Origin of the sequence: Acinetobacter sp. YH12108 (assembly GCF_013419055.1) — a bacterium.
Taxonomy (GTDB): domain Bacteria; phylum Pseudomonadota; class Gammaproteobacteria; order Pseudomonadales; family Moraxellaceae; genus Acinetobacter.
The window spans coordinates 154,316-177,973 of record NZ_VPAW01000007.1 but is presented as its reverse complement, the minus strand read 5'-3'; the positions used below and the strand labels follow the sequence as shown (position 1 = coordinate 177,973).

Sequence of the window (23,658 nt, the reverse complement as noted above, 5' to 3'; positions counted from 1 at the left end):
GATGAGCACGTACATGAGAGCCATCAATAAAAATCCACTCCATATCGGGGCATGAGGCTAGTAATTTGAATAATCTAAGTAACTTACCGCTGCTTGACCAACGATTAAAACGTTTGAAAATAGAGTTTGAATGACCAAAACAAGAAGGAATATCTCGCCACGGACAACCTGTCCTAATTCTATAGAGAATAGCTTCAATAAAATTGCGTAAATTTGAGTTGTGGTGAATGGATAAATTACGCAGAATAACTTTCAACTTTTGCCAGTGTTGATCTGTCAGCATGGTACGAGGCATAGCGAATAGTAAAATTGGGTTTGGCGATTTGATTTTACTACTTCGCTATTTTTTTAAGCTAAAAGTGTCAACACACCCTAAATACTAATTTTTTCTTGTACAAAAAAATTAAATGATGCGTATTTCATAATCTTATAAATATAAAAAAGCCTCTAAAATAATTAATTATTTTAGAGGCTTATGCAAGCTAATTAAGCATTACATATTAGGGTAGTTCGGACCACCGCCACCTTCCGGTGTTACCCAGGTGATATTCTGAGATGGATCTTTGATGTCACAGGTCTTGCAGTGTACACAGTTCGCTGCGTTGATCTGGAAGCGTTTCGAACCGTCATCATTTTCCATGATTTCATACACACCTGCCGGGCAGTAACGCTGAGCAGGCTCATCCCATTTCGGCAAGTTGACATCTACCGGAATCGAAGCATCGGTCAGTTTCAGGTGCGCAGGCTGGTTTTCTTCATGTACCGTGTTCGATACAAACACAGAAGACAGACGGTCAAAGGTTAGCTTGCCATCCGGTTTTGTATAGTTCGGCTTGAAGTTCACTGCATCGACTGTTTTCAGAGTTTTAAAGTCTGGCACTAAATCATGGAGCGTGAACGGCACTTTAAACACGTTCTGGTCGATGAAGTTGAATGCACCACCCATCCATTGACCGAACTTGTGCATCGCAGGGCCAAAATTACGCGCGCTATACAGCTCTTCTTTCAACCAGCTATTGTTGAACTTGTCTGTATAAGATGTGAGTTCTTTTACAAAGAAGTCTTCACCTTCGGTCACACGCGCAATCGCCAGATCACCGCCTTTTTCTACACCGGCAGCAATCGCTTCAAATACCGCTTCACCGCAGAGCATGCCGGACTTCATGGCAGTGTGTGAGCCTTTGATCTTGGCAAAGTTCAGGAAGCCCGCATCATCACCAATTAAAGATCCACCCGGGAAGGTGAATTTCGGCAGAGAGTTAAAACCACCTTTGGTTACGGCACGCGCACCATAAGAAATACGTTTACCGCCTTCCAGATACTGTTTGATCAGTGGATGGGTTTTCCAGCGCTGCATTTCCATGAATGGATACATGTGCGGATTTTCATAAGACAGATCCACGATCATGCCCAGAGTCACCTGGTTGTTTTCAGCATGGTATAACCACCAGCCACCTGACGAACCGGTTTCAGATAAAGGCCAGCCGGCACCGTGCATTACCAGACCTGGTTTGTGTTTCGCTGGATCGATTTCCCAGAGTTCTTTAATGCCGATCCCGTAGTGCTGCGGATCAGCATCTTTATCCAGATTGAATTTTTGGATCAGGCGTTTACCTAAATGACCGCGGCAGCCTTCAGCAAAGATGGTGTATTTGGCATGCAGCTCATAACCCGGCGCAAAGTTATGCGTCGGTTCGCCATCTTTACCAATACCCATGTCACCGGTTTGGATACCTTTCACCGTACCATCTTCATGATACAGAATTTCAGAAGCAGCAAAGCCCGGGAAGATCGATACTTCCAGCTCTTCGGCTTTCTGGCCTAACCAGCGCACCACGTTACCCAGTGAGATCACGTAGTTACCATCGTTATGCATAGTTTTAGGCACCATCCAGTGCGGTGCTTCTTGTGATTTTTCATCTGAAAGAAGGAAGAAAGTTTTGTCTTCTGTCACTGGCACATTTAAAGGTGCACCTTCTTCTTTCCAGTTCGGGAATAGTTCGTTCATGGCACGTGGTTCAAGCACAGCACCCGAAAGAATATGTGCACCGACTTCGGAGCCTTTTTCTACGACACAAACGGACAGATCATTTAAATTGTTTTCAATTGCAAGTTGACGGATCTTGATTGCAGCAGACAGGCCGGCAGGACCCGCACCTACGATCACAACGTCAAACTCCATCGATTCACGTTCGATGTGTTCCATGTAGGACTCCTCATATTTCTATTCGGTGGCAACCATAATCGGATGATTGGGTGCTGCCATGAGTGTTCTGAATTCCTAGACACAAAAATAGTAGTGTCTTTAAGCATCTGGGCTAGTATAGTTTTAAACCCAGGTTAAGCCAATTGGCTGAAACATATTATTTTTCCGTCATTAAGGTCTTCTTTATATGAATAAGTCAGCACCCGATAAAAATCCGACGAAAAAAGTAGCTTCTAGCGATGATAAAAATTTAATGGATATCGCACAATACTTAAAAGATGCACAGGGCAGTCACAAAAGGTCAATCCCGCCTTTGGATCAATGGCAGCCAAAGCATTGTGGGGCAATGGATCTCAAGGTTTTGGCCAATGGAGAATGGTGGCACGAAGGTCAATTGATCAAGCGTCAGCCGATGATAGACCTGTTTTCCACGGTACTCTGGAAAGAAGAAGGAAAATTCTATCTAAAGACGCCGGTTGAAATGATTGAAATCAAGGTCGAAGATGAACCTCTGTTTGTAAATCAGGTCGATCAGGTCAAGATTGAAGGCAGGACTTACCTGCAACTGACCACCACGACTCAGGACATCATTATTGTCGATAGCGAACATCCTATCTTTATGCGTCAGTATCAGGATGAATTGCGCCCTTATGTGCATGTGCGTTTTGGAATCAATGCGCTTATTCAGCGGGCTGCTTTTTTACATCTGGTGGAGATGGGCGAGCTTGGTGAAAATGCTGCTGGAGAGACGGTTTTAAGCTTGAAAAGTGGTGATTTAGACTTGCATTTAAGCACCTGAGGTTTAAGCTTTGTCGCAAGGTCATTTGAAACAAGCAACTAGCAACGTTATGAGCGCTATCCAACCGATTTATCCCTTAGTAGATCCCATGCCTAAAGCCAGTGCTGATGCACCTATCGGGATTTTTGATTCTGGTGTGGGAGGGTTGTCGGTTGCTTTGGAAATTGCCCGGTATTTGCCCAATGAACGCTTTGTTTATTATGCCGACACGGCTTACGTACCTTATGGGCCCCGTAAAGATCAGGAAATCCGTGACCTAACTGCGCGAGCGATTGAATGGCTGTATCGTGAAGGCTGTAAAGTTGCAGTCGTTGCCTGTAATACCGCTTCTGCATTTAGCCTGGATTATTTACGTGAGCATTATGGTGAAAACTTTCCGATCATTGGACTGGTGCCAGCGCTCAAACCTGCAGTCCTCAATACCCAATCCAAAACGGTGGCCGTTCTGGCCACACCTGCAACCTTTCGTGGCCAGCTGATTAAGGATGTCATGACCCGTTTTGCCGAGCCGGCACAGGTCAAAGTAATTCCGGTGACCTGTCTGGATCTGGTGCCTTTTGTAGAAGCCGGTCAGCAGATGAGTCCTGAGTGTCTGGCGACATTAACTCAGATTTTACAACCGGTTGTTGATCAGGGTGCTGATTATTTAGTGCTAGGATGTACACATTACCCCTTCCTAAAATCGTCAATTCAGTATATTTTTGGTCAAAAGCTGACATTAATTGACTCAGGATTCGCGGTTGCGAGACAAACGGCCCGAATTTTGATCAAAAATGGGTTATTATTTGAACATGAGTGCAAGGGCAGTCTAAAAATCCGACTTGTGGTTAGTGGTCAAAATGCTGAACAGCTCCAGCCGATTTTAGGGCATCTGATTCCAGCCGATATTAAATGGCAGGTCAGCAATATGGAGACAGAAGTCAGCTAGGCGACCGTCACTCATCTTATAATTTTGAAAGATATATTTTTATACTGGGGTCGTCATATTGTGTCAGGGCAGGGTTTAGCCGGCCAGATCAATGTGCAGTAAAAGAGGATAACCAATGCTCGATAAACGTTATCAGGTGTTTATCTCCACCTCTGGTGCAGAAATGCAGCCAGAGCGGATCATCTTGTCACAAACTTTGGTCGGCATGGGTTTCTTTTCCTGGGGGCTGGAACAACGCACTCCTTTAAATACTGCATTTGCACGTCGCCAGATTGATGATTGTGATTATGTGGTGATTCTGCTGGGTAGCCAGTATGGCGAGCAGTCGGTTTCCGGTGTAGGTTATATGCATCTGGAATACATTTACGCTGTGACCAAGCAGAAACCGATTATTGTGTTTATGCATGAAGATCCGGCTTCACGTGATCCTTCCTTGCACGATACCAAACCTGAATTACAAGAAAAATTTAAAGAATTTCGTCAGTTATTGCAGCAGGAAGCTGATCAGGTCTTTTGCTATCGTACCTTGCGCGATCTGGAAATGGCGGTACGTTTGAACATGCCGCAAATGCTGGAACGTTATCCAGTAAGTGGCTGGGTACGTCCGCAGAATACTCAAACCTTGCATGACGAGATTGACCAGCTCAAAGCCAAAGTGGCCCAACTGGAACGAGATGGTGGTACGCGTGAAGTGGATCCTTTCCTGAGCCTGCCGAAAGTGTCTATGCATGAAGTTTTCTCCTTCGAATACCGTATGCATGCCTATCAGGATGGTAACTTTAAAGAGCTGAAAGTTCAGAAGAGACTGACCTGGGCACAATTGCTGGCTATTCTCGGTTCTACCTTCATTAATCCAACGCCGGAGGAATTTTTCTCCAAGCGTATGAATGAGTATTTGAATGAAACCGGTCTGGAAGATGCACGAGCGGAAATGCCGCGTGCACATGCTGTAGCCCGTGCCCAGATCAATATTCGCGCCTTGCATAGCCTGAAATTGCAAATGCGCCAGAATGACTGGATTGTGCCGTCAGGCCGTGATGACCGTCAGCGTCTGCTTTGGCAGATTACGCCTAAGGCACAAAAACTGCTGGACAGTAACTTGCTGGATAAAGATCGTACTTTTCAATATAAGTCAGTGTATTAATCCATATAGAGAATAAGTAAAAAGCTGTTAAAGTAAGCGGGTTGATACCACGACGGGCGTACTGCATGTTTTCTACAGCTAAACCAAAAGTTACGATTATATTGGCAAATTTAGGCACACCCGATGCACCGACTGTGCCGGCAGTACGCGATTTCCTGAAGCAGTTTTTATCTGATCAGCGTGTCATTGAAATTCCCAAGCCGATCTGGCAACTCATCCTGCGTTTATTTATTTTACCGTTCCGTCCTAAGCGGGTTTCCCGTGCTTATGCACAGGTCTGGGGTCAGGATTCACCGATGCGTGAGATTCTTTTGCAGCAGGTGAGTCAAGTAAAGGCCAAACTCATTGAACAATATCCGCAATTTGAGCTAAATGTGGTGCCTGCCATGACTTATGGCAATCCTAATATTCAGGCTGTCCTTGATCAGATTTCGGTTCAACCGCAAGATCACATTATTCTGTTTCCGTTATTTCCCCAGTATTCAGCGACCTCTACCGCACCTCTGTATGATGCAGTCGCAAAATGGGTATTGAAACAGCGCAATTTACCTGGTTTGTCGATTATCCGCGATTATTTTCAGCATCCTTTATTTATTCATTCACTGGCGCAAAGTGTTCGGGATTATCAGGCGATTCATGGGCAGCCGGAAAAACTATTGATGTCATTTCATGGTATCCCGCAGCCCTATGCCGATAAAGGCGATCCCTATGCGGATCGTTGCCGGATCACAGGCAAACTGGTTGCAGAAGCCTTAGGTCTATCTGAAGATCAGTATGCAATTAGTTTCCAGTCCCGGTTTGGTAAACAGGAGTGGGTTAAGCCTTATACGGATGCCTTAATTGAAGAGTGGGGCAAACAGGGCGTGAAATCAATTCAGGTGATGAGTCCGGCTTTCTCGGCCGACTGTTTGGAAACACTGGAAGAGTTGGCCATGGAAAATGGAGAGACCTTCAAGGCCAATGGCGGGGAAAGCTACAGTTATATTCCGGCTTTGAACAACCGTGAAGATCATGTGCAATTGCTCAATACGCTGTTACAGGCTAATCTTGAAGCATTGAATCAGACGCTTGCCCATTAATCTTTTGAGGTTTCTTATCCTATGTTACAAGTCAAAATTGTTCCTGTGACTGCATTTCAGCAAAACTGCTCGATTCTTTGGGATAGTGGCAGTAAAGAGGCCGTTTTGATTGATGCAGGGGGCGAACCTGAAAAATTAAAAGCGGAAGTAGAAGCACTGGGCTTAACGGTCAAGGCTTTATGGCTGACTCATGGTCATCTCGATCATGCTGGAGCAGTTGGTGCTTTAAAAAAAGTTTGGGATGTGCCGGTGATTGGTCCGCATAAGGACGATGCATTCTGGTTAGATATGATTCAGGAAGTGTCTGCCCGTTACGGTTTTCCGATTCCGGAAAAAGTAGAAGTCACGCAATGGCTGGAAGGTGGAGAAGTTCTCAAACTGGGTGATGAAGAGTTTGAAGTGCGTTTTGCTCCGGGTCATACCCCAGGTCATGTGATGTTCTATAACAAGAATCATGCTTTGTTATGGACAGGGGATGTACTGTTTAAAGGCTCAATTGGACGGACAGATTTCCCGCGTGGCGATCATCAGCAGTTACTCGATTCAATCCAGCGCGAATGTTTTAGCCTGCCGGATGAAACCCGGTTTATTTCAGGACATGGTCCGATCAGCAATATTGGTTTTGAAAAACAGCATAATCCTTTCGTTGCGGGAAAAGCAGGTTAAAGTAGGTGAAAAGATCAGCCTAGCTGGTCTTTTTATTTGCTAAAAGGGTTATTCAAAGACTGGCGGGTTTGTGTATAGATCAGCCAAGTCATAATGGCAAGGAGAATTCCAACAACAATAAATAAGCCATCCTGTTGGACAATGCCTATCCCTAATGACAATATCGCAAGTATTCCTACCCCAATTAAAATGATCTTTAGAATAATGTAGCCCATGTTCTTGCTCTAAAATAATGTGATATTTCTGCGTAAGAACATAGTATTAAACTGGCATATGTGCTGTTAACTTGTGTTGGTTTTCTATAAGCCTTTTATAAAAATCATGTGATTATTTAGGATATGCTTAAATAGGATATTTTAAAAGGTTCAGTCTTCTTCAGAAGATTCAGTTGTTGGAGCATCTTGGGTTGGCAGTTTGTATTCCTCACTGGCCCAAGCGCCTAGATCAATCATTTTGCAGCGTTCCGAGCAGAAAGGACGAAATTCATTATTTTCCCAAGTGGTCAGTTTGCCACAGCGTGGACATTTTAAAGTGGTCGGCATCAGCACACTCCCTAGAAAAATAAAGCTTCGATTAGGCAAATATAACTGCACTTGTTAGACTTATACAGTTTTTATTAGTTTGATCTGATTATGTCGATTCGTCAATTTCAAGCACAGCGTATGCATGCGCCTCGTGATTTCCAAAGTATCAGTTCTGAACCGGTTTGTGTGGAAATCGGTGCGGGCAAAGGTAAACACGCATTGCTCTTTACCCAGACCAATCCGAACAGCAAGCTGATAGCGATCGAGCGGACTCGAGAGAAATTTTTAGCCATGCAAAAACAGCATGCGCTGGAAGGACAACCGAATTTACAGACAGTTCATGCCGATGCCTTGCCTTGGATTGTGCATGCTCTCTATCCAGCGCAAGTCGAACAGTTTTTTATTTTATATCCGAACCCTGAGCCGCATAACCCGGCGCAGCGCTGGTTGAATATGCCATTTTTTGAGTTTTTATTATCGCGTTTAAAAACCGGTGGCACGATTACTTTAGCCAGCAATATTCCTGAATATATTGATGAAGCAGAGCAGCAGGTTCAAAACCTGTGGAAGCTGCCTTTTGTTAAAGAAGTCATTGGCCAAGACTCGGCAAGAACTCATTTTGAAATTAAATATCTAGAGCGTGGTGAGTTGTGCCAGCAATTGATTATTAGTAAACCGGAAGGCTATACAACGCGTTTTGATGAGTTTCAGCCGTTACAAGGGCAGAATGCGAGTTCGGCGGAATAAGTCATGACGAAGCGCATTGCAATTGTGGGTGCTGGCCCGGCAGGCTTGATGGCTGCAGAAGTACTGAGCCAGTCTGATTATGAGGTGCATGTGTTTGAACAAAAACCTTCGGCTGCACGCAAATTTCTGATGGCTGGCAAAACCGGTCTAAATATTTCTCATGCCGAACCCGTCGAGCAGTTTGTGCAGCGTTATGATCAGGTGAACTGGTTAGCACCTTGGATCAAACGCTGGGATGCCATATGGATTCAAAACTGGATGAGAGATCTTGGTATTGAACCTTATATTGGTTCTTCAGGTCGGGTCTTTCCTACCGAAATGAAAGCCGCTCCACTATTGCGTGCCTGGTTAAAACGTTTAACTGAGCAAGGGGTAAAATTTCATTATCGCCATCAAATTCTAGATCTAAAAAATCATCAGCTACAGATGCATGATTTAAAAAATGATTGCGCATTCACAGAAAACTTTGATGCGATTGTTTTGGCTTGTGGTGCAGTGTCATGGTCAAAACTCGGCAGTGATGGGAAATGGCAAGCATGGCTTGATTGCAGCGAGATTGAACCTTTTCAAGCCAGTAATGCGGGTGTGGAATATTCATGGTCCAAGTTTATGCAGCCAATCTTCGGTCAGCCCCTAAAACGGGTCGAGGCTTGGGTTAATGGCGGTGACAAGACTATGGGTGATATTGTGATCAGTCACTATGGTCTGGAAAGTGGTCTGATCTATAAACAAGGCCGGGGGCTGCGTCAACAGCTGAAACAGGGGCAGCCGATGCAGCTGAATCTGGATCTTTTCCCGGATCAAACAGTTGAGCAGCTGGCTAAAAAATTACAGCCATGTAAAAAGCAGTCTTTGAATAATATCTGGCGGAAAGCAGGTTTGGAGGGTGCAAAAGCTGCTCTGGTGCGTGAACTGTTACCAAAGCCACTTTGGCAAAATGCTACTGAATTAGCACAGCAGATTAAGCAATTGAAAATTCCTTTAACAGGTTTCCGTCCTATACAGGAAGCGATTAGCTGTGCAGGTGGTGTTAAACGCGAGGTTCTGTCAGAGCAGCTTCAGCTTAAATCCAATCCACATGTGTTCTTATGTGGTGAGATGCTGGACTGGGATGCGCCTACAGGGGGTTACTTGCTGACAGCCTGTTTTGCCACTGGACGAGCAGCCGCAGAAGGGGTGCAGCAATATTTAGTTCAAGCTCAATAATACGCATTCTTCAGAAAGTGAAAGTTAAATCTTAGAACTGCATATAAAATTTCAGGAAGCGTCCGCTTCCTGAAATGTATTATTTATTGTGCTGGGGCTTTATTTGCGGTGGTCATCTCTGGATATTGCGAACGCCAGCGTTCCAGTTGCTCTTGGGCATGTAGATATTTGCCCAGACCTTTTACATTTTCACTGGCTTCATTTACGGTAGAGGCCTGAGATTTCGGACTATTCACCAGTTTTTCCTGATGTTCCCAGTATTGATACATCAAACCCTGAATATAACGGCCCTGTTCAGTTTTAAGCTCCAGATCTTTGAGCATATTTAGCGAAGACTGGACATGATCGCGTTGACGTTGCTGGACAAATTCCGGAGTCAGATTGTCATCATTGCGCATGCCATTGAGCTCAGCTTCCAGATCCGCGCTCATTTCCTGAAAACGTTCTTCATAGTCATTCAAGACAGCAATATCATGGGGATCATCTTCCGTTTTAGGGAAGTTTTTCACGGGTCCAGTTTTCAATTCCTGCATGATTTCCTCTGATGCAGAGTCTTCTGTTGCTTGCTGTTCTACAGATTGTGAACTTTTCTGGTCACAGGCCATCAAAAACATGGCAGCAGTGAAAAGTGCAGTTCGTGACATCAATTGAATCGTGTGCATGATTGAATCCTGTTCCTAATTATTTTTCTTGAATACATAAACATAGGTGATATAAGGGAAATTAATCATATCTTCTGCACCCTTGTCCGTATAGTTTTTGATAATTTGTTCGAATTGCTGCTTGAGCTGTTGTTGCTGTTCTTTTGGTAGTGCGGCAATAAAGCTGGTCGACAATAAGCGTTTGGAAACTACCTGCCCGACAGGGCCATGCTGTAGCTGTTGCATTTGCGTTTCAGCATAAGGCTGAAAGAGATTCTGTTCCTCAAATACTTTACGCCAGGCACCACTATGATAGCGTGGTGTATCGCCTTCCAGTGGTGCAATGCAATCTGCCAGAGCTTTGACCCAGTCGACTGTGATATCACGCTGGTTCCAGACCAGTACCAGAAAGCCTTGAGGTTTAAGTACCCGATCCAGCTCCTTTAAGGTTTTCAGATTGGAAAACCAGTGAAATGACTGTGCACAAAACACAGCATTCACGCTATGATCGGGCAGAGGAAGCTGGTGGCTCATCCCTTCGAGGGTATGAATATCCGGATGTGCCAGTTTTAACTGGGCCAGCATCTCAGGGACAGGATCAATGGCGGTGATGTGACTACTGAGTGGACGCAAATAGGGAATAAATTTACCTGTTCCTGTTCCCAAATCGACAAGATCTGCATCTACAGGCAATGACAGTGTCTCGGCAAGCCATGGGCTAAGATCTGCCGGATAGTCAGGGCGTACCTGCTGATAAAGCTCAGCCGCTGTACTAAACCCTTGTTGAGCTGCAGGATGCAGTGATTGTGTCATATTTTGCGCTTTTTAATCTTTTTCATCGATATAAAATAGCATATTCACTTTTTCGGCCCTATTCATTGAGTGAATTGTTGCCGAAAAGTTAGATTCACCAGCACGGGAAAGTTATGGATAAGCAGATTGTTTTTGAAGATGAGCATATACGCGCAATTTTTATGCCGGGGTCATCTTCAGAATTGATTTTTTCATTTGGAGATTTGATTACCCGTGCCAAGGGCTTGAGCATCAATGCCGAAAAATCATTAGCGAAATTTGAATTTAATGTTTTGGGAATCATGCCCAAACATAAATCCTGGTTTCCAAAAAGTTCCATGTGGAACATGTTGCAAGCCATTGCCGAGCTGATTGCGCCGTTTCAGCAGCGCATTGCCTATGGTGGCTCCATGGGCGGCTATGCTGCGATTAAATATTCCAATCTGCTGAATGTTCAGCGAGTGGTGGCGATGGTGCCGCAATATTCGATTGATCCGGAAGATGTCGAAGATGCCCGCTACAACATGTTTTACCAGCCTGAGCTGAATGAAGGTATGCGGATTGAGGCAGAAGACGTCAGTCCGGAACGGGAATATATTCTGGTATATGACCCGTATTGCACCGAAGACCGGGTACATTACCTGAAACTAGAAGCCGTACTTCCGCAGCATCATGTACTGCATCTGCCATTTACCGGCCATGACGCCATCGCTGTTCTGGCCAGCTCCGAGCTGCTGTATGACTTTTTATTGCATGAATATGATGAAAGTTATTTCTACCAGAAAATGCGCCGGGTCAAAAAAAACAGCAAGTTCTATTATCGCAAGGTGATTGAGAATATCCTGCCGAGGCATCGTTTTGCTTTAGGACGTATTCTGAAAAATAATGATCTGCTGCTGGATACCCAGTTTTTTGATGCAGCGCAAAAACAGGTGATTTTGCGTGAATTGCTGAGTAATAAACAGGTCGATCAGCAGGATCTGCTTAAGCTCGGAATTCACGTCAATCTGCCGCAGGAAAAGCGCCAGTTATTGCTGGATGCCTATGGACATGCACTGGTCTTTAACGTCATCAGCAACAAGATCGAAAGCTATACCGGTGATGCGATTGCACTGAACCATAAATTCCTGATTCCAATCTATGCCAAAGGTAATGGCTTGCTGACCATCAATCTGAATGATGAACGTTATCTGGTAGTGATGAATGACCGGCATATCATGAAACTGGTCAAGGAGCAGGATGAATTAAATGTAGGCATGCATCCGATTATTATGAAACGCTATGCTGATTTTTATATGTTCAGCTATAAACATCTGAATTTGCATACAGATGAATACGGCGCTTCCGGTTTCGTTGACGCAAGTGACAAAAATACACAGTTTGTGACACGAAGTGAAATGAACTAACCAAAAAATTTATCTAAAAAACAAATACTTGACTTATGTTTGCTAAGGCCTAATATGGTCTTAGGCGGTATGAAAAATAGTCACACCGCTCCCGGTTGTTTATATGACAAGGGAGTAAATATATGCAATCCAAACAAGTTACAAGTATTTGTTTTATTCTTGGACTGATGCTGCCTAATTTTGCACACGCGGAAAGTGTGCATCCTGCAGTGATCTTGCTCAGTTCTTCTCTTATTTTTCTGATCTTTCTCAGTGTATATGTGATTTATAAGGTGCGCCGTTCTCTGCGTAACCATATTGATAAGTCTGTAGATTAACCACTTCTGACAGTAAGTTGCTTGAAAACCCTGCAGGACTTGTTTTAAATGGCAATCAAAATAAATTGTCAAACAAGGTTGAGGGTAAAGCCATGAAAGCCGCTTATTTAGATTATGCTTCTTTAGACCAACAGGATTTGGACTTTCATGCACTACATGCAGTATTTGATCAGCTGGTCTTATACCCGGCCACATCGGCTGCAGAGATTCAGTCTCGTGTGGCCGATGTCGATGTCATCATTACCAACAAAGTTATGATTGACGCGGCAACCATCCAGCAATGCCCTCAACTGAAACTGATCCTGATTTCTGCTACGGGCACCAATAATGTCGATCTGGCTGCGGCCAAGGCATGTGGCATTGTGGTGTGTAACTGTCAGGCTTATGGCACCTCTGCCGTCGCTCAGCATACCCTTATGCTGATGCTCAATCTGGCCACTTCATTTTTAACCTATCAACGTGCAGTACAGCAGGGCGAATGGCAAAAGGCCAGCCAGTTCTGTCTATTGGGTGCGCCAATTGTAGAATTGGCAGGCAAGACCTTAGGTATTGTTGGTTATGGTGAGCTGGGCCATGCAGTTGCCAGACTGGCAGAAGCCTTTGGCATGAAAGTACTGATTGCCGCTTTGCCCAACCGTCCAGCAGATGATTCCCGTATTCCATTTGCAGAGTTATTGCCACAAGTGGATTTTTTAAGCCTGCATTGCCCTTTAACGGAAGATACCCGTCATTTAATCAGTCATGCCGAACTGGACACGATGAAACCAAGTGCATTTTTAATTAACTGTGCACGTGGCGGAATCGTTGATGAACAGGCATTGGCTCAGGCCTTATGCGAAGGCAAAATTGCCGGTGCTGCGACGGATGTACTTACCGTGGAGCCACCAAAAGAAGGCAATGTATTGCTCGATGCCTCAATTCCTAACCTGATTGTTACACCGCACAATGCCTGGGGTAGTATCGATGCCCGTCAACGCATTGTGGATCAGATGGTTGAAAATGTAGCAGCCTTTAAGCAAGGCCGGCCTATCCGTCAGGTAAATTAAAAACTGCCAAATAAAAACTAAATGCTGATTAAATTCGATCAGCATTTTTTTCGGTTTTCTGGCGTAATATATTTATCTAATAGCTTTAAAAATTCACTCTGAACCAGTGCAGACCGGGGGTTAAATATAATTTCCTGATAGACGCGCTTAAATTCGGGTACCCGTTCATCGGGACGCTTGTCATAAGATGTTCGATAATGGGTTTCAAACATATAGATCAGATGATTCTGCGAAAAATAAGCTGTTCGATAACTATAAATGTCATCTCCCTGAACCCCGATTCTTAATTTACACATATCCTTGATCCGATACAGGTCGGCATTATTGCCAGAGGCGGGCCTAAATTCAGCTTCCTCCAAGTGTTCTATATGCTGGATTTTTTCGCCTTCGGTTTTATGGTTATAAGAAGCGGCACTAGACAGGCTCGGGATGGAGGATAATTCATCATCAATGGCAGCAATTGAGGTTACGGTTTCACCTGAAACCAGTAAAGTAATGTATAGAATGGCTACGCCACACAGAATGCCGGCGATAAAGCTGAGGAGAATTTTTTTCATTTTTATTATCTTCTCATGATTTTATTTGAGTTCAGTCTAAAGAAAGACTCAACTATCTTCAATGCTTAAAAGAAAAAGCCCGTAATGGGCTTTTTTCAATGCGATGATTTAGAGATCATCTACTGCATAACTGGTCGCTGTACCGGAACTTGACTGGGGCTGTGATACCGATGAATTTTGAGTTGCGGTAGATGGCTGACTCAAAGGCTGCTGCACGATCGGTGCCTGTTGTGAATTGCCGCGCCAGACTTCACGGGTCTGCTGAATTTTCTGACCCGTTTGCTGTGCTGCCTGAGTCGCACCCTGATCTACTTTCTGGATGGTATCTGATGCTGCAGACTTGGTATTGCCCCAGGCACGGTCTACACCCGGTTTGATTTTGGCAATGCCTTTTTCAGTGACTTCACCTACTTTTTCAGCGGTATTGATAACGCCTTCCTGTGCTTTATAGGCAAACACATGCAGCAGGTTCGGATTCTCACCATAAGGTGCAATCGGTTTAGTGGTCTGAGTGGTTTCGGTCTGTGCAAATACAGGTGCGCAGAACATTAAAGCTGTCGTTAAAATAATTGGGGTTTTGATATTCATTATGGATCGACCTCGAATTCGTCAAAGAGCGGTCTGAGTTTGGTTTTCAGTGTAACGGATAATCAGCCAAAAACAATGAATAAGCTATGGAGAGAGTATAGGTTCAGCGTAGTTTGATGCGAGGATCTTATAATTTTTAAAAGGAAGAAAAGGCAGTTTAAATCAGAAGAAAAATTAAATTTCTGTTCATTCAAATAAATAGCCCTATTTTCATCATAAAAACAGGGCGATCTATTTAATCACATTGAGTTAGGGCATCTTTAGCAAAATGATTGCGCAGAATTACAAAGTTCTTTTGTACTGCCGTATCGTGCAGGTCAAATTTTTGTGCCGTGCTGGTACCGTCACGCTGGAAAGTTGCTGAACCGGCATCAATCAGGGTCAGGCCTTTAAATGACCATTGTTCAACTGAACGGTTGTTGCCGATGTCGCCAGTAAATTCAATCACGCATTTGTCGAGGAATTTGGTCAGTTTCGCCTTATTGTTGGTTGTTTCTGGAATAACTTCGAGATTTTGTACTTCCTGTAATACACCCAGTTCCAGCTGTGGAATGGTCGGTTGAGATGTACATGCTGTAAGTGCGATACCCGCAAGAGTCGTCATAATGAGTGTTTGAAATTTCATGCGCTTCTTTCTTGTTGAGTGTTGTTAGGGTGAGTATATGAAATATATAGGGATATGCCTATAGTTTTTGAGCTTAAGGGCTAAGGTGTATGGTCTGTTTTTTTTCGTGCATAGTTATATAGGATCACCAAAACGGTGATCATAATAAAGCTAAAAAAATGTAGCCAAAAAGTACGTTGAATCCCTGCAAATACTAAAATTTCAGTGATGATTGGGGGGAGAATACCAATCATCAAATATTGAGCTATTGAAAGGGATTTTCTATTTTTCATAGTTTTATTGTGATCTTATGGGAGATGTAAAGATCAGCTAATTTGACCTTTGACCCTAAGTAATCAAGCCTGAAGGACCGATTCGATCTTCACTTAAGTAATATTCACCTTTGTAATTTAGTAAGGTTAAAATATATTTTCTTAATAGATTACTTACATTATGGAAATCATTTTCAGCTTTTTCAAAGTAATTCTCATGTCCAAATGGAAATACTAAGCCCTCATGTATCAGATCGTTTCGATTTTTAAGGGAAAACTTAACCATAGGGTTGTCTCTAGATCTTCCAATGTCTTCAAACATGCGCCTAGTCATTTCTGCTGAACCAACTTGCCCGAATTTTTTATGTATATATTGTTTCGTTTTTCTGGTAGGCGGGAAATAATTTTCTAAGTCTTTAGGTGCAACATCTAAAGCAGGATAATCTTTATGTGAAAAATATCCTCTAGAGTATTTATATCCTTTATCTAAGGCAAATGTCTGCTTCAAATTTTCTATAGCAACGTAGTGAGAAATTAGAGAAATCTCATAAGCTAATGATGGGCGATATGCCTCACAAATATAGCCAAAGATTACTGTTAATTGCCTTTTCGATTTTAGTTTTTTAAATGTTGGATAAACTTGCTCAATGAAGTATCTAATGTCTTGACCTCTATTTTCTATGATATTGTTTTTATTATTTATAGTACCTAAAGTGCCATGCCAATGTTCTCCGCTATCGTATTTATAACCAGCTCTGCAAACATATGATTGCTGACAAAATGAAAGTAACCAACAAAGATCATCAATAATTTGTAATATAGATTCAATTTCCGTGGATTGAACATTCAGTATTTTTACTACTGTTGTGATTTTTTGCTGGTTTAGAAATTTATATTGGTTAAAGTGAATATCAATTTGTTTGAATTCAAAAATATATCCTTCACACTTAATAATTGTTGTATTTCTAGAGCGTCTTGTTTCAGAAATATTTGAAAAATCCTCCCCCACCATGAATAGATTGAATAAAAAGATTTCTAGTGTTTTCATAGCAATATTAATAAAAAACCCCACTAATTTATAGCGGGGTTTCGTGTATTTTACAACCAATTAGGTTTTAGTGTTGAAGCACTGAAATATCTGCAACTTTAGTGAACAGGTCACGTAGCTGAGCAAGCAGGCGTAAACGGTTTGCTTTTAGTTCAGTATCATCAGCCATCACCATTACACCGTCAAAGAACGCATCTACTGGCGCACGTAGGGCAGCCAATGCAGACAACGCAGCAGTGTAATCTTTAGAAGCGAATAGAGGTTCAACCGCTGGTGTGATTTTTTGCAGTTCAGCGAACAATGCTTTTTCAGCATCTTCCACCAGATTGGCTTCAACCACAGCACCTTCAGGTGCAGCTTCTTTGGCAAGGATGTTGGCAACACGTTTGTTGGCAGCAGCAAGTGCAGCAGCTTCAGGCAATGCACGGAAGTGATTTACCGCATTTACACGCTTGTCAAAATCAAGAGGTGATTTAGGTGACAGTGCTTGAACAGCCTGGATCACGTCAACATCAACGCCTTGGTCTTCGTATTTCGCACGGTAACGACCTTCAAGGAATGCAACTGCATCTGCCAAAGTCTTCTCATGGTCTTTCAATACATCGCCATAAGCAGCTAGAGCCAGTTTGATCAGGTCTTCAATGGATACATCAAGTTCGTTTTCAGTCACCAGACGCAGGATACCAATCGCAGAACGACGTAGCGCAAATGGGTCTTTAGAACCTGTTGGTGCCTGACCGATACCGAAAATACCAGTCAAGGTATCTAAACGATCCGCAAGAGCAATCGTTGTACCAGTTTTAGTCTTAGGCAGAACGTCACCCGCGAATTTAGGTAAATACTGCTCACCTAAAGATTCAGCCACTTCATCATTTTCGCCTTCAAGACGTGCGTAGTAAGTACCCGCGATCCCTTGAAGTTCCGGGAATTCACCGACCAGCTCAGAAGTTAAGTCGCATTTTGCAAGTAAAGCTGCTTTTTCAGCATCTTCAGCTTTGGCACCGGTAATCGGAGCAAGTGCTACCGCCAGTTTGGCAATACGTTGAGATTTGTCCCAAAGTGTACCCAGTTGTGCTTGGAATACCATGTTGGCCAGTTTCTCTTTACGAGACGCAAGCGGTTGTTTCTGGTCTTGCAGGAAGAAGAATTCTGCATCTGACAGACGCGGACGAACTACTTTTTCGTTACCTTCAATGATTTGAGTCGGATCTTTAGACTCAATATTAGAAACGGTAATGAAGTAAGGCTGTAATTTGTTTTCAGCATTCACCAGACAGAAATACTTCTGGTTGTCCTGCATGGTAGTGATCAGCGCTTCTTGTGGAACTGCAAGGAAGCGTTCTTCGAAGCTGGCACGTAATGCAACCGGCCATTCAACCAGTGCAGTGACTTCGTCACGGAGATCCGCAGGAACAATGGCAATCGCATTCACTTCATTAGCCAGTACTTTGACTTGCTGATCGATGATTGCTTGACGCTCTTCAAAAGACGCAATCACTTTCGCAGCGCGCAGGGCATCCAGATACGCATCTGCATTGGCCAGAATAATCGCTTCAGGCGCATGGAAACGGTGGCCATAAGTCACGTTGCCTGCTTTATGATCCTGAATGGTTGCATCAATCACATTGCTGTCTTTTAACAAGACCACCCATTTTACCGGACGAACGAATTCAGTACGGCTAGCAGCAGAACGCATGCGTTTTGCGATTGGCAATTGATCCAGAGCATGTTGCAGGATTTGTGGCAGTAAAATGTCAAGGCTTTGGCCTTTCACATCTTTCAGGTAGCAGACTTTTTCAACTTTACCGGCCTGGAAAGTAGACACCTGATCAACCGTAATGCCTTGACCGCGCATAAAGCCTTCAAGTGCTTTGGTTGGTTTGCCTTCAGCATCATAAGCCGCTTGCACAGCAGGACCGTCAAAACGTTTTTGCGTATCCGCTTGAGCAGCATCAACATTTACGATTTTAAGTGCCAGACGACGTGGCGCTGCATAAGCTTCGATCGCATCGAAAGCCAAACCCGCATCTTTTAAGCCTTTTTCAGTTTCAGCTTTTAAAGCATCACGTAATTTTTTCAGGCTTTTTGGAGGAAGTTCTTCACAGCCAAGTTCAAATAAAACTGTATGTTTAGACATTATTTGTTCTCCGCTGATTTTTCTGCTTGAGCCGCTTCTGCTTCTACTTGAGCTTTAAGCTGAGCCAGGACTTCGTCACGTAGGTGAGGTTCTGCCATTGGGAAACCAAGTTTCGCACGTGCTGCTACATAACTGGTCGCAATTGAACGTGCCAAAGTACGCACACGCAGAATATAACGCTGACGTTCAGTCACAGAGATCGCGCCACGCGCATCTAACAGGTTAAAGCTGTGTGATGCTTTAATCACTTGCTCATAAGCAGGTAATGGCAGTTCAGCTTCGATTAAACGGGTCGCCTCAGCTTCGTAGAAATCGAACAGTTCGAACATTTTTTCTACTGGTGCATATTCGAAGTTATAAGTCGATTGTTCTACTTCATTTTGATGGAACACATCGCCATACGTCACAGTACCGAACTGACCTTTGGTCCAAACCAGATCGTAAACTGAGTCTACACCTTGCAGATACATCGCCAGACGTTCCAGACCATAAGTGATTTCACCGGTTACTGGGTAGCATTCAACACCACCGACTTGCTGGAAGTAAGTGAACTGAGTCACTTCCATGCCGTTCAGCCAAACTTCCCAGCCTAGACCCCATGCGCCCAGTGTTGGAGATTCCCAGTTATCTTCCACGAAACGGATGTCGTGAACTAAAGGATCAATACCGATTGCCTTTAAAGAATCTAGGTAAAGCTGCTGGATGTTGTCCGGGTTTGGCTTAAGCACAACCTGGAACTGGTAATAATGTTGCAGACGGTTCGGGTTCTCACCATAACGACCATCTTTCGGACGGCGTGATGGCTGAACATAAGCAGCATTCCAGGTTTCGGGACCTAACGCACGAAGGAAAGTTGCAGTGTGGAATGTCCCTGCACCCATTTCCATGTCGTAAGGCTGTAACACGACGCAGCCTTGCTCCGCCCAGTAGTTTTGTAAGGCAAGAATTAAGCCTTGGAAGGTATCAATATGCGATATGGCGCGACTCATGGTCATCCACTTAAAATTAGAGAAAAATTGTGCTTGATTATAAGGATTTTACAGGGGAGTGGCAAAGGGTTAATACGCTGAAAATATTTTGGAAAAAATTAAAATGGTCTTCATTCATGCCAGATTTTGCGCGGCTTTGCTGCAATTTTATGCTGGAATAGCAATGGGATGAGATCCAAAAATCAGGAATAAATCAGATGTATAGCATCCTGTTCACTGAAGCGCGATAAAGTTAAACTGATCTCATACGATTGCGGTCTTAGAATTAGTTTAATCTTCACACAATATAATAATGCCTAATAATAAGGAACTTCATGACCACTTACCAAATTCAGTGCCATTTAAAATACAAGATTGTGCAACCTACCGAATTTATTTTTATGGTTCAGGTCGCCCATCATCCCGATCAGAATATTCTCGGAGAACAGCTCACTATGAATATGCCGGTCAAGTGGCATGAATTTCAGGATGCTCAGCATCAAAACCGTCATATCCGGTTGCAACTCGAACCCTGTGAGGCATTTGAACTGAACTATAGCGCGACAGTTACCCGTCAGCCGAGCATTCCGAATGATCTGAGGCAAAACTTGAGTGAAGTCAAAATTCCAGACCTGCCGGATGAAGTACTACCTTATTTGCTGGCCAGCCGCTATTGCAATTCAGATTTATTACTAGAAATGGCGAAACGTTCATTTGGCTGGATGATACCCGGCTATACGCGTGTAAAAGCCATCGAACAGTGGATTTATAACAATATTTTTTATGTCTCTGGCTGTTCTGATCAGTTTACGACTGCAACGGATGTGCTGGTCCACCGAGCAGGTGTATGCCGTGACTTTGCTCATTTGGGCATTGCGCTGTGTCGTGCTTTAGGAATTCCGGCACGCATGGTGGTCGGTTATGTGGAAATTGAAAAATTTTTACCCGATTTTCATGCCATTTTTGAAGCCTATCTGGAAGGAGGATGGGTACAGTTTGATCCGACCCGTTTAGCCCCGGTCGACGAGCTGATTCGCATTGGTACTGGGGTAGATGCCGGAGATGTAGCATTTTCAACCTATTATGGTCAGGTCGAGCTGCTCAAAATCGAACCTCTGATTAAATCTGGTTCTCATAGCGAAGCTGAGACTAAAATCACCTGACATGAATGATCTTATTGAAAATCCTATGAGAGATTGAATAGTAAAATAGGACTAGATGGATGGTTTTTCTCTGGTGTGTGACTTAGCTTTTTAAACAGCATCCATTTAAGTGTAATTAAAAGATATAAAATAAATACATCTTTAAAGCGACTAGTTTTATAATGCGCAAAATCTGTAAACATTAAAATCAGGCGCGCCGTGTTCCATTCCAATCTCGACTGGCTCAATACCTTAAAACCGAATTTTAAAGTTCTTCCACTCAAGGACCGTTTACTCTGCGGTATTGGGGCACTACTGGGTCTCACGGTATCATCATTACTGAGTTTATGGATTCTGGGTGATTTTGAAGCCTGGTATATTGCGCCGATGGGGGCCTCTTCGGTACTGCTGTTTGCAGTTCCGGCCAGTCCCTTGGCACAGCCCTGGAATATTCTGGTAGGTAATACTATTGCTGCGGTAGTGGGTGTGACCTGTGCCTTGTTTATTGCCAGTCCGACGGAAGCTTTTAGTCTAGCGGTAGCTTTGGCTATTATCCTGATGATGACCACCGATTCCCTGCATCCACCGAGTGGTGCTGTGGCTATTACGGCGGTACTCGGCGGCAATGCGGTGCATGAACTCGGCTATGCTTTCGTTTTCTATCCGGTGCTGCTGAATTCGATCTTATTGATGGTAATTGCGATCGTCTTTAATCGAATGATTGGCAAGCGTTATCCGCAGCAGGCGCAATTGAATACCCGTTCCAAAGATCCGACCCCGACCCAGAAAGTCACTATTCAGCCGCAAGATATTCAGGAAGTACTAGATCAGCAAACCGAGCTGCTGGACATTAGTGAATATGACCTGCAAAAGATTATTCTGGAAGCGCAGGACCGAGCCAATGCCCGTGCGGTCAACCAGTTTACCTGTCAGGACATTATGACTAAAGACGTGGTGACCCTGCATGCCAATGATAATATTCAGCATGCACTGGATAAATTTAAAGAAATGAACCTGATGAGCCTGCCGGTGGTTAATGCGGAAGGCAAGCTGGTGGGAACGCTGGCCATGTATCAGGTGGTAGAATGGTTTAAACGTGCTGCAGATGTGCGCAGCAGCTGGGAACATCAAGTCAAACATATTATGACCCGCAAAGTGGTCACTGTGCAGCCATTGCAGCCGATTCAGGATCTGGTGCCCTATTTTGTGGAGCGTTCCTTTAACTATATTCCGGTAGTGAGTGAGCAGCGTCTGGTCGGAATTATCAGCCGCGCAGATATTATCGCTGCCCTGAATCAGGAACTGAACCATTTTAAAATGAGAGCTTAAAGCTGTTTTGAATAGTTCTGAAAAAAAAGCACCCTCGGGTGCTTTTTAATTTGGAATCTGGATTTATTTAAACTTAGATAAAGAACCAGTAAATAAACAGGGAAACCAAGAAAATACACATGATATTCAGGACAAAGCCGACTTTCATCATTTCACTTTGTTGAATATGGCCAGTACCAAACACAATCGCATTCGGTGGTGTCGCCACAGGTAGCATGAAGGCACAAGAAGCCCCAATCCCGATCACAATCACCAGAATCTCTTTAGGCATACCCATCTGGTCGGCAATGGCGGCAAAGACTGGTACTAACAGTGCAGCAGATGCAGTGTTACTGGTGAATTCTGTTAAAAAGACAATAAATGCTGCTACAACAAAAATAATCATCAATGGTGAGGTATCACCAAACACATTTGCAAGCGTTTGACCAAGTACCAATGAACTGCCTGAATCTTTTAAAATTGCACTGAGGGTTAAACCACCGCCAAATAAAAATAAAACGCCCCAATCTGTATTTTCCGCAACTTGTTTCCATGTTGCAGTGCCGATAATCACGACCAAGCATGCTGCCAGAACAGCAATCCAAGTATCAGGTTGTGAAATACCAAAGTTCTCGGTCAGCTTTTTGCTGAAGATCCAAGCAATTGCGGTACAGATGAACAGCAGCATCGTGGCAATACGTGTACCCGTCCAAGGAATATCTTCAGTCACAAATTGTACTTTGTAATTCAGTTTTGGACGTAGTACCAGATATAAACTGACCAGCATGGCGGGAAGAATAATGAACATCATCGGCAAGCCGATTTTCATCCAGTCGGCAAAATCATAGCCGAGGGCCTTGGCAGCAATGGCATTCGGAGGTGAACCGACCATGGTGCCCAGTCCGCCAATACTGGCCGAATAGGCAATGCCGAGCAGGATAAAGACAAAAGTTTTACGATCCTTGCTGACATCCAGATGTGAAAGCAAGCCTAGGGCCAAAGGCAGCATCATAGCAGCAGTCGCCGTATTGGAAATCCACATGGACAGCAGCGCCGTCACCACAAAAATCGCCAGTACAGAAATGCCCAGATGCCCTCTGGACAGGGAGATGATCCACATGGCAATTTTCCGGTCCAGTTTCTGGATATGCAACGCTGTGGCCAACGCAAAACCACCAAAAAACAGGAAAATGACAGGATCGGCAAAAGTAGCCAAAGCGGCTTGCGTGGTAATCGGAACCAGTTCTTCACCAGAGGCCATTGGCATGGCCAGCAATACTGCCATCACGGGGATGAGTAAAGCTGTAATCGTGATATGAATGGCTTCAGTCAACCATAAGATACCGATAAAGGCTAAAAGTGCCAGTCCTTTATTGGCATTCTGGTCATAGGGCAGGTAAAGATATAAGCCATAGGCCACAATGGCTGCGACAAGAATAAGAATCCAGCCTTTAAGCAGCCCTTTAGGCATGGCATTGGTCGGGGTAGCTAGGTTGGTCTGAGTCATATGCTCTCCTTGCAAGGTTTTTATTT

25 protein-coding genes are annotated in these 23,658 nt (G+C 43.9%); 12 read left to right on the top strand and 13 right to left on the bottom strand.

The window, feature by feature from the left end:
• Positions 1-295: transposase (locus tag FTU46_RS06555; protein WP_136144464.1), on the bottom strand; the 295-nt coding region annotated here is incomplete at its 3' end.
• 198 nt (positions 296-493) lie between these two features.
• Positions 494-2,206, bottom strand: coding sequence for an electron transfer flavoprotein-ubiquinone oxidoreductase (locus FTU46_RS06550; protein WP_180104590.1), 1,713 nt, complete (start codon positions 2,204-2,206; stop codon positions 494-496).
• 187 nt (positions 2,207-2,393) lie between these two features.
• Between FTU46_RS06550 and FTU46_RS06545 the strand changes: the two genes are divergently transcribed.
• The 5 genes from FTU46_RS06545 to FTU46_RS06525 all read left to right on the top strand — a co-directional run bounded on the left by FTU46_RS06545 (position 2,394) and on the right by FTU46_RS06525 (position 6,822).
• Entirely contained in the window at positions 2,394-3,005 is a 612-nt protein-coding gene (locus tag FTU46_RS06545; protein WP_180104589.1) for a DUF1285 domain-containing protein, read from the top strand.
• Between the two features lie 49 nt (positions 3,006-3,054).
• Positions 3,055-3,933 carry a glutamate racemase gene (gene murI / locus FTU46_RS06540; RefSeq protein WP_125278823.1) on the top strand — a complete coding sequence of 293 codons (879 nt, stop codon included), beginning with the start codon at positions 3,055-3,057 and terminating at the stop codon, positions 3,931-3,933.
• Between the two features lie 115 nt (positions 3,934-4,048).
• Positions 4,049-5,077, top strand: coding sequence for a DUF4062 domain-containing protein (locus FTU46_RS06535; protein WP_180104588.1), 1,029 nt, complete (start codon positions 4,049-4,051; stop codon positions 5,075-5,077).
• Between the two features lie 65 nt (positions 5,078-5,142).
• Positions 5,143-6,156 carry a ferrochelatase gene (gene hemH, locus FTU46_RS06530; protein WP_125278824.1) on the top strand — a complete coding sequence of 338 codons (1,014 nt, stop codon included), beginning with the start codon at positions 5,143-5,145 and terminating at the stop codon, positions 6,154-6,156.
• A 21-nt stretch (positions 6,157-6,177) separates the two neighbouring features.
• On the top strand, positions 6,178-6,822 hold the full coding sequence (locus FTU46_RS06525) for an MBL fold metallo-hydrolase (protein WP_180104587.1): 645 nt from the start codon (positions 6,178-6,180) through the stop codon (positions 6,820-6,822).
• A gap of 32 nt (positions 6,823-6,854) precedes the next feature.
• Here FTU46_RS06525 and FTU46_RS06520 read toward each other — a convergent pair whose 3' ends face one another.
• Complete coding sequence (locus FTU46_RS06520; protein WP_180104586.1) at positions 6,855-7,037, bottom strand: hypothetical protein; 183 nt, start codon at positions 7,035-7,037, stop codon at positions 6,855-6,857.
• A 150-nt stretch (positions 7,038-7,187) separates the two neighbouring features.
• Entirely contained in the window at positions 7,188-7,364 is a 177-nt protein-coding gene (locus FTU46_RS06515) for a DNA gyrase inhibitor YacG (RefSeq protein WP_179992857.1), read from the bottom strand.
• An 84-nt stretch (positions 7,365-7,448) separates the two neighbouring features.
• Here FTU46_RS06515 and FTU46_RS06510 point away from each other — a divergent pair, with 84 nt between their 5' ends.
• The gene (locus FTU46_RS06510) at positions 7,449-8,093 is read left to right on the top strand and encodes an SAM-dependent methyltransferase (RefSeq protein ID WP_180104592.1); all 645 of its coding nucleotides are present in this window, start codon (positions 7,449-7,451) and stop codon (positions 8,091-8,093) included.
• A gap of 3 nt (positions 8,094-8,096) precedes the next feature.
• The gene (locus FTU46_RS06505; protein ID WP_180104585.1) at positions 8,097-9,299 is read left to right on the top strand and encodes a TIGR03862 family flavoprotein; all 1,203 of its coding nucleotides are present in this window, start codon (positions 8,097-8,099) and stop codon (positions 9,297-9,299) included.
• Positions 9,300-9,382: 83 nt separating this feature from the next.
• Here the strand turns inward: FTU46_RS06505 and FTU46_RS06500 are convergent, their stop codons facing one another.
• A complete protein-coding gene (locus FTU46_RS06500) occupies positions 9,383-9,961 on the bottom strand; it encodes a hypothetical protein (protein WP_005232438.1) in 579 nt (192 codons plus the stop codon).
• Between the two features lie 15 nt (positions 9,962-9,976).
• Positions 9,977-10,753, bottom strand: coding sequence for a class I SAM-dependent methyltransferase (locus FTU46_RS06495; protein WP_180104584.1), 777 nt, complete (start codon positions 10,751-10,753; stop codon positions 9,977-9,979).
• A gap of 113 nt (positions 10,754-10,866) precedes the next feature.
• On the opposite strand from FTU46_RS06495, the gene FTU46_RS06490 reads away from it, so the two are divergent.
• From FTU46_RS06490 to FTU46_RS06480, 3 genes are all read left to right on the top strand, one after another.
• A complete protein-coding gene (locus tag FTU46_RS06490; protein ID WP_180018238.1) occupies positions 10,867-12,138 on the top strand; it encodes a hypothetical protein in 1,272 nt (423 codons plus the stop codon).
• 122 nt (positions 12,139-12,260) lie between these two features.
• The gene (locus FTU46_RS06485; protein WP_005232434.1) at positions 12,261-12,455 is read left to right on the top strand and encodes a hypothetical protein; all 195 of its coding nucleotides are present in this window, start codon (positions 12,261-12,263) and stop codon (positions 12,453-12,455) included.
• Between the two features lie 92 nt (positions 12,456-12,547).
• Positions 12,548-13,501 carry a 2-hydroxyacid dehydrogenase gene (locus tag FTU46_RS06480; protein ID WP_180104583.1) on the top strand — a complete coding sequence of 318 codons (954 nt, stop codon included), beginning with the start codon at positions 12,548-12,550 and terminating at the stop codon, positions 13,499-13,501.
• A 38-nt stretch (positions 13,502-13,539) separates the two neighbouring features.
• Here the strand turns inward: FTU46_RS06480 and FTU46_RS06475 are convergent, their stop codons facing one another.
• The 6 genes from FTU46_RS06475 to glyQ form a co-directional block, all read right to left on the bottom strand.
• Positions 13,540-14,058 carry a hypothetical protein gene (locus FTU46_RS06475; RefSeq protein WP_180104582.1) on the bottom strand — a complete coding sequence of 173 codons (519 nt, stop codon included), beginning with the start codon at positions 14,056-14,058 and terminating at the stop codon, positions 13,540-13,542.
• Between the two features lie 108 nt (positions 14,059-14,166).
• Complete coding sequence (locus FTU46_RS06470; RefSeq protein ID WP_180104581.1) at positions 14,167-14,646, bottom strand: hypothetical protein; 480 nt, start codon at positions 14,644-14,646, stop codon at positions 14,167-14,169.
• 235 nt (positions 14,647-14,881) lie between these two features.
• Positions 14,882-15,271 (bottom strand): hypothetical protein, encoded by a 390-nt coding sequence (locus FTU46_RS06465; RefSeq protein ID WP_180011895.1) that lies wholly within the window; start codon positions 15,269-15,271, stop codon positions 14,882-14,884.
• 327 nt (positions 15,272-15,598) lie between these two features.
• A complete protein-coding gene (locus FTU46_RS06460; protein ID WP_180104580.1) occupies positions 15,599-16,570 on the bottom strand; it encodes a hypothetical protein in 972 nt (323 codons plus the stop codon).
• 67 nt (positions 16,571-16,637) lie between these two features.
• Complete coding sequence (glyS, locus tag FTU46_RS06455) at positions 16,638-18,707, bottom strand: glycine--tRNA ligase subunit beta (RefSeq protein WP_180104579.1); 2,070 nt, start codon at positions 18,705-18,707, stop codon at positions 16,638-16,640.
• Positions 18,707-19,696, bottom strand: a complete 990-nt coding sequence (gene glyQ / locus FTU46_RS06450; RefSeq protein ID WP_005232423.1) for a glycine--tRNA ligase subunit alpha — start codon at positions 19,694-19,696, stop codon at positions 18,707-18,709. The genes glyS and glyQ overlap by 1 nt, the downstream gene beginning before the upstream one ends.
• A 314-nt stretch (positions 19,697-20,010) precedes the next feature.
• Here glyQ and FTU46_RS06445 point away from each other — a divergent pair, with 314 nt between their 5' ends.
• Positions 20,011-20,838 carry a transglutaminase family protein gene (locus tag FTU46_RS06445; RefSeq protein ID WP_180003003.1) on the top strand — a complete coding sequence of 276 codons (828 nt, stop codon included), beginning with the start codon at positions 20,011-20,013 and terminating at the stop codon, positions 20,836-20,838.
• Positions 20,839-21,036: 198 nt separating this feature from the next.
• On the top strand, positions 21,037-22,146 hold the full coding sequence (locus FTU46_RS06440) for an HPP family protein (protein ID WP_034704289.1): 1,110 nt from the start codon (positions 21,037-21,039) through the stop codon (positions 22,144-22,146).
• A 73-nt stretch (positions 22,147-22,219) separates the two neighbouring features.
• Here the strand turns inward: FTU46_RS06440 and FTU46_RS06435 are convergent, their stop codons facing one another.
• Positions 22,220-23,632, bottom strand: coding sequence for a DASS family sodium-coupled anion symporter (locus FTU46_RS06435; protein ID WP_180104578.1), 1,413 nt, complete (start codon positions 23,630-23,632; stop codon positions 22,220-22,222).
• Between the last annotated feature and the right edge of the window lie 26 nt (positions 23,633-23,658).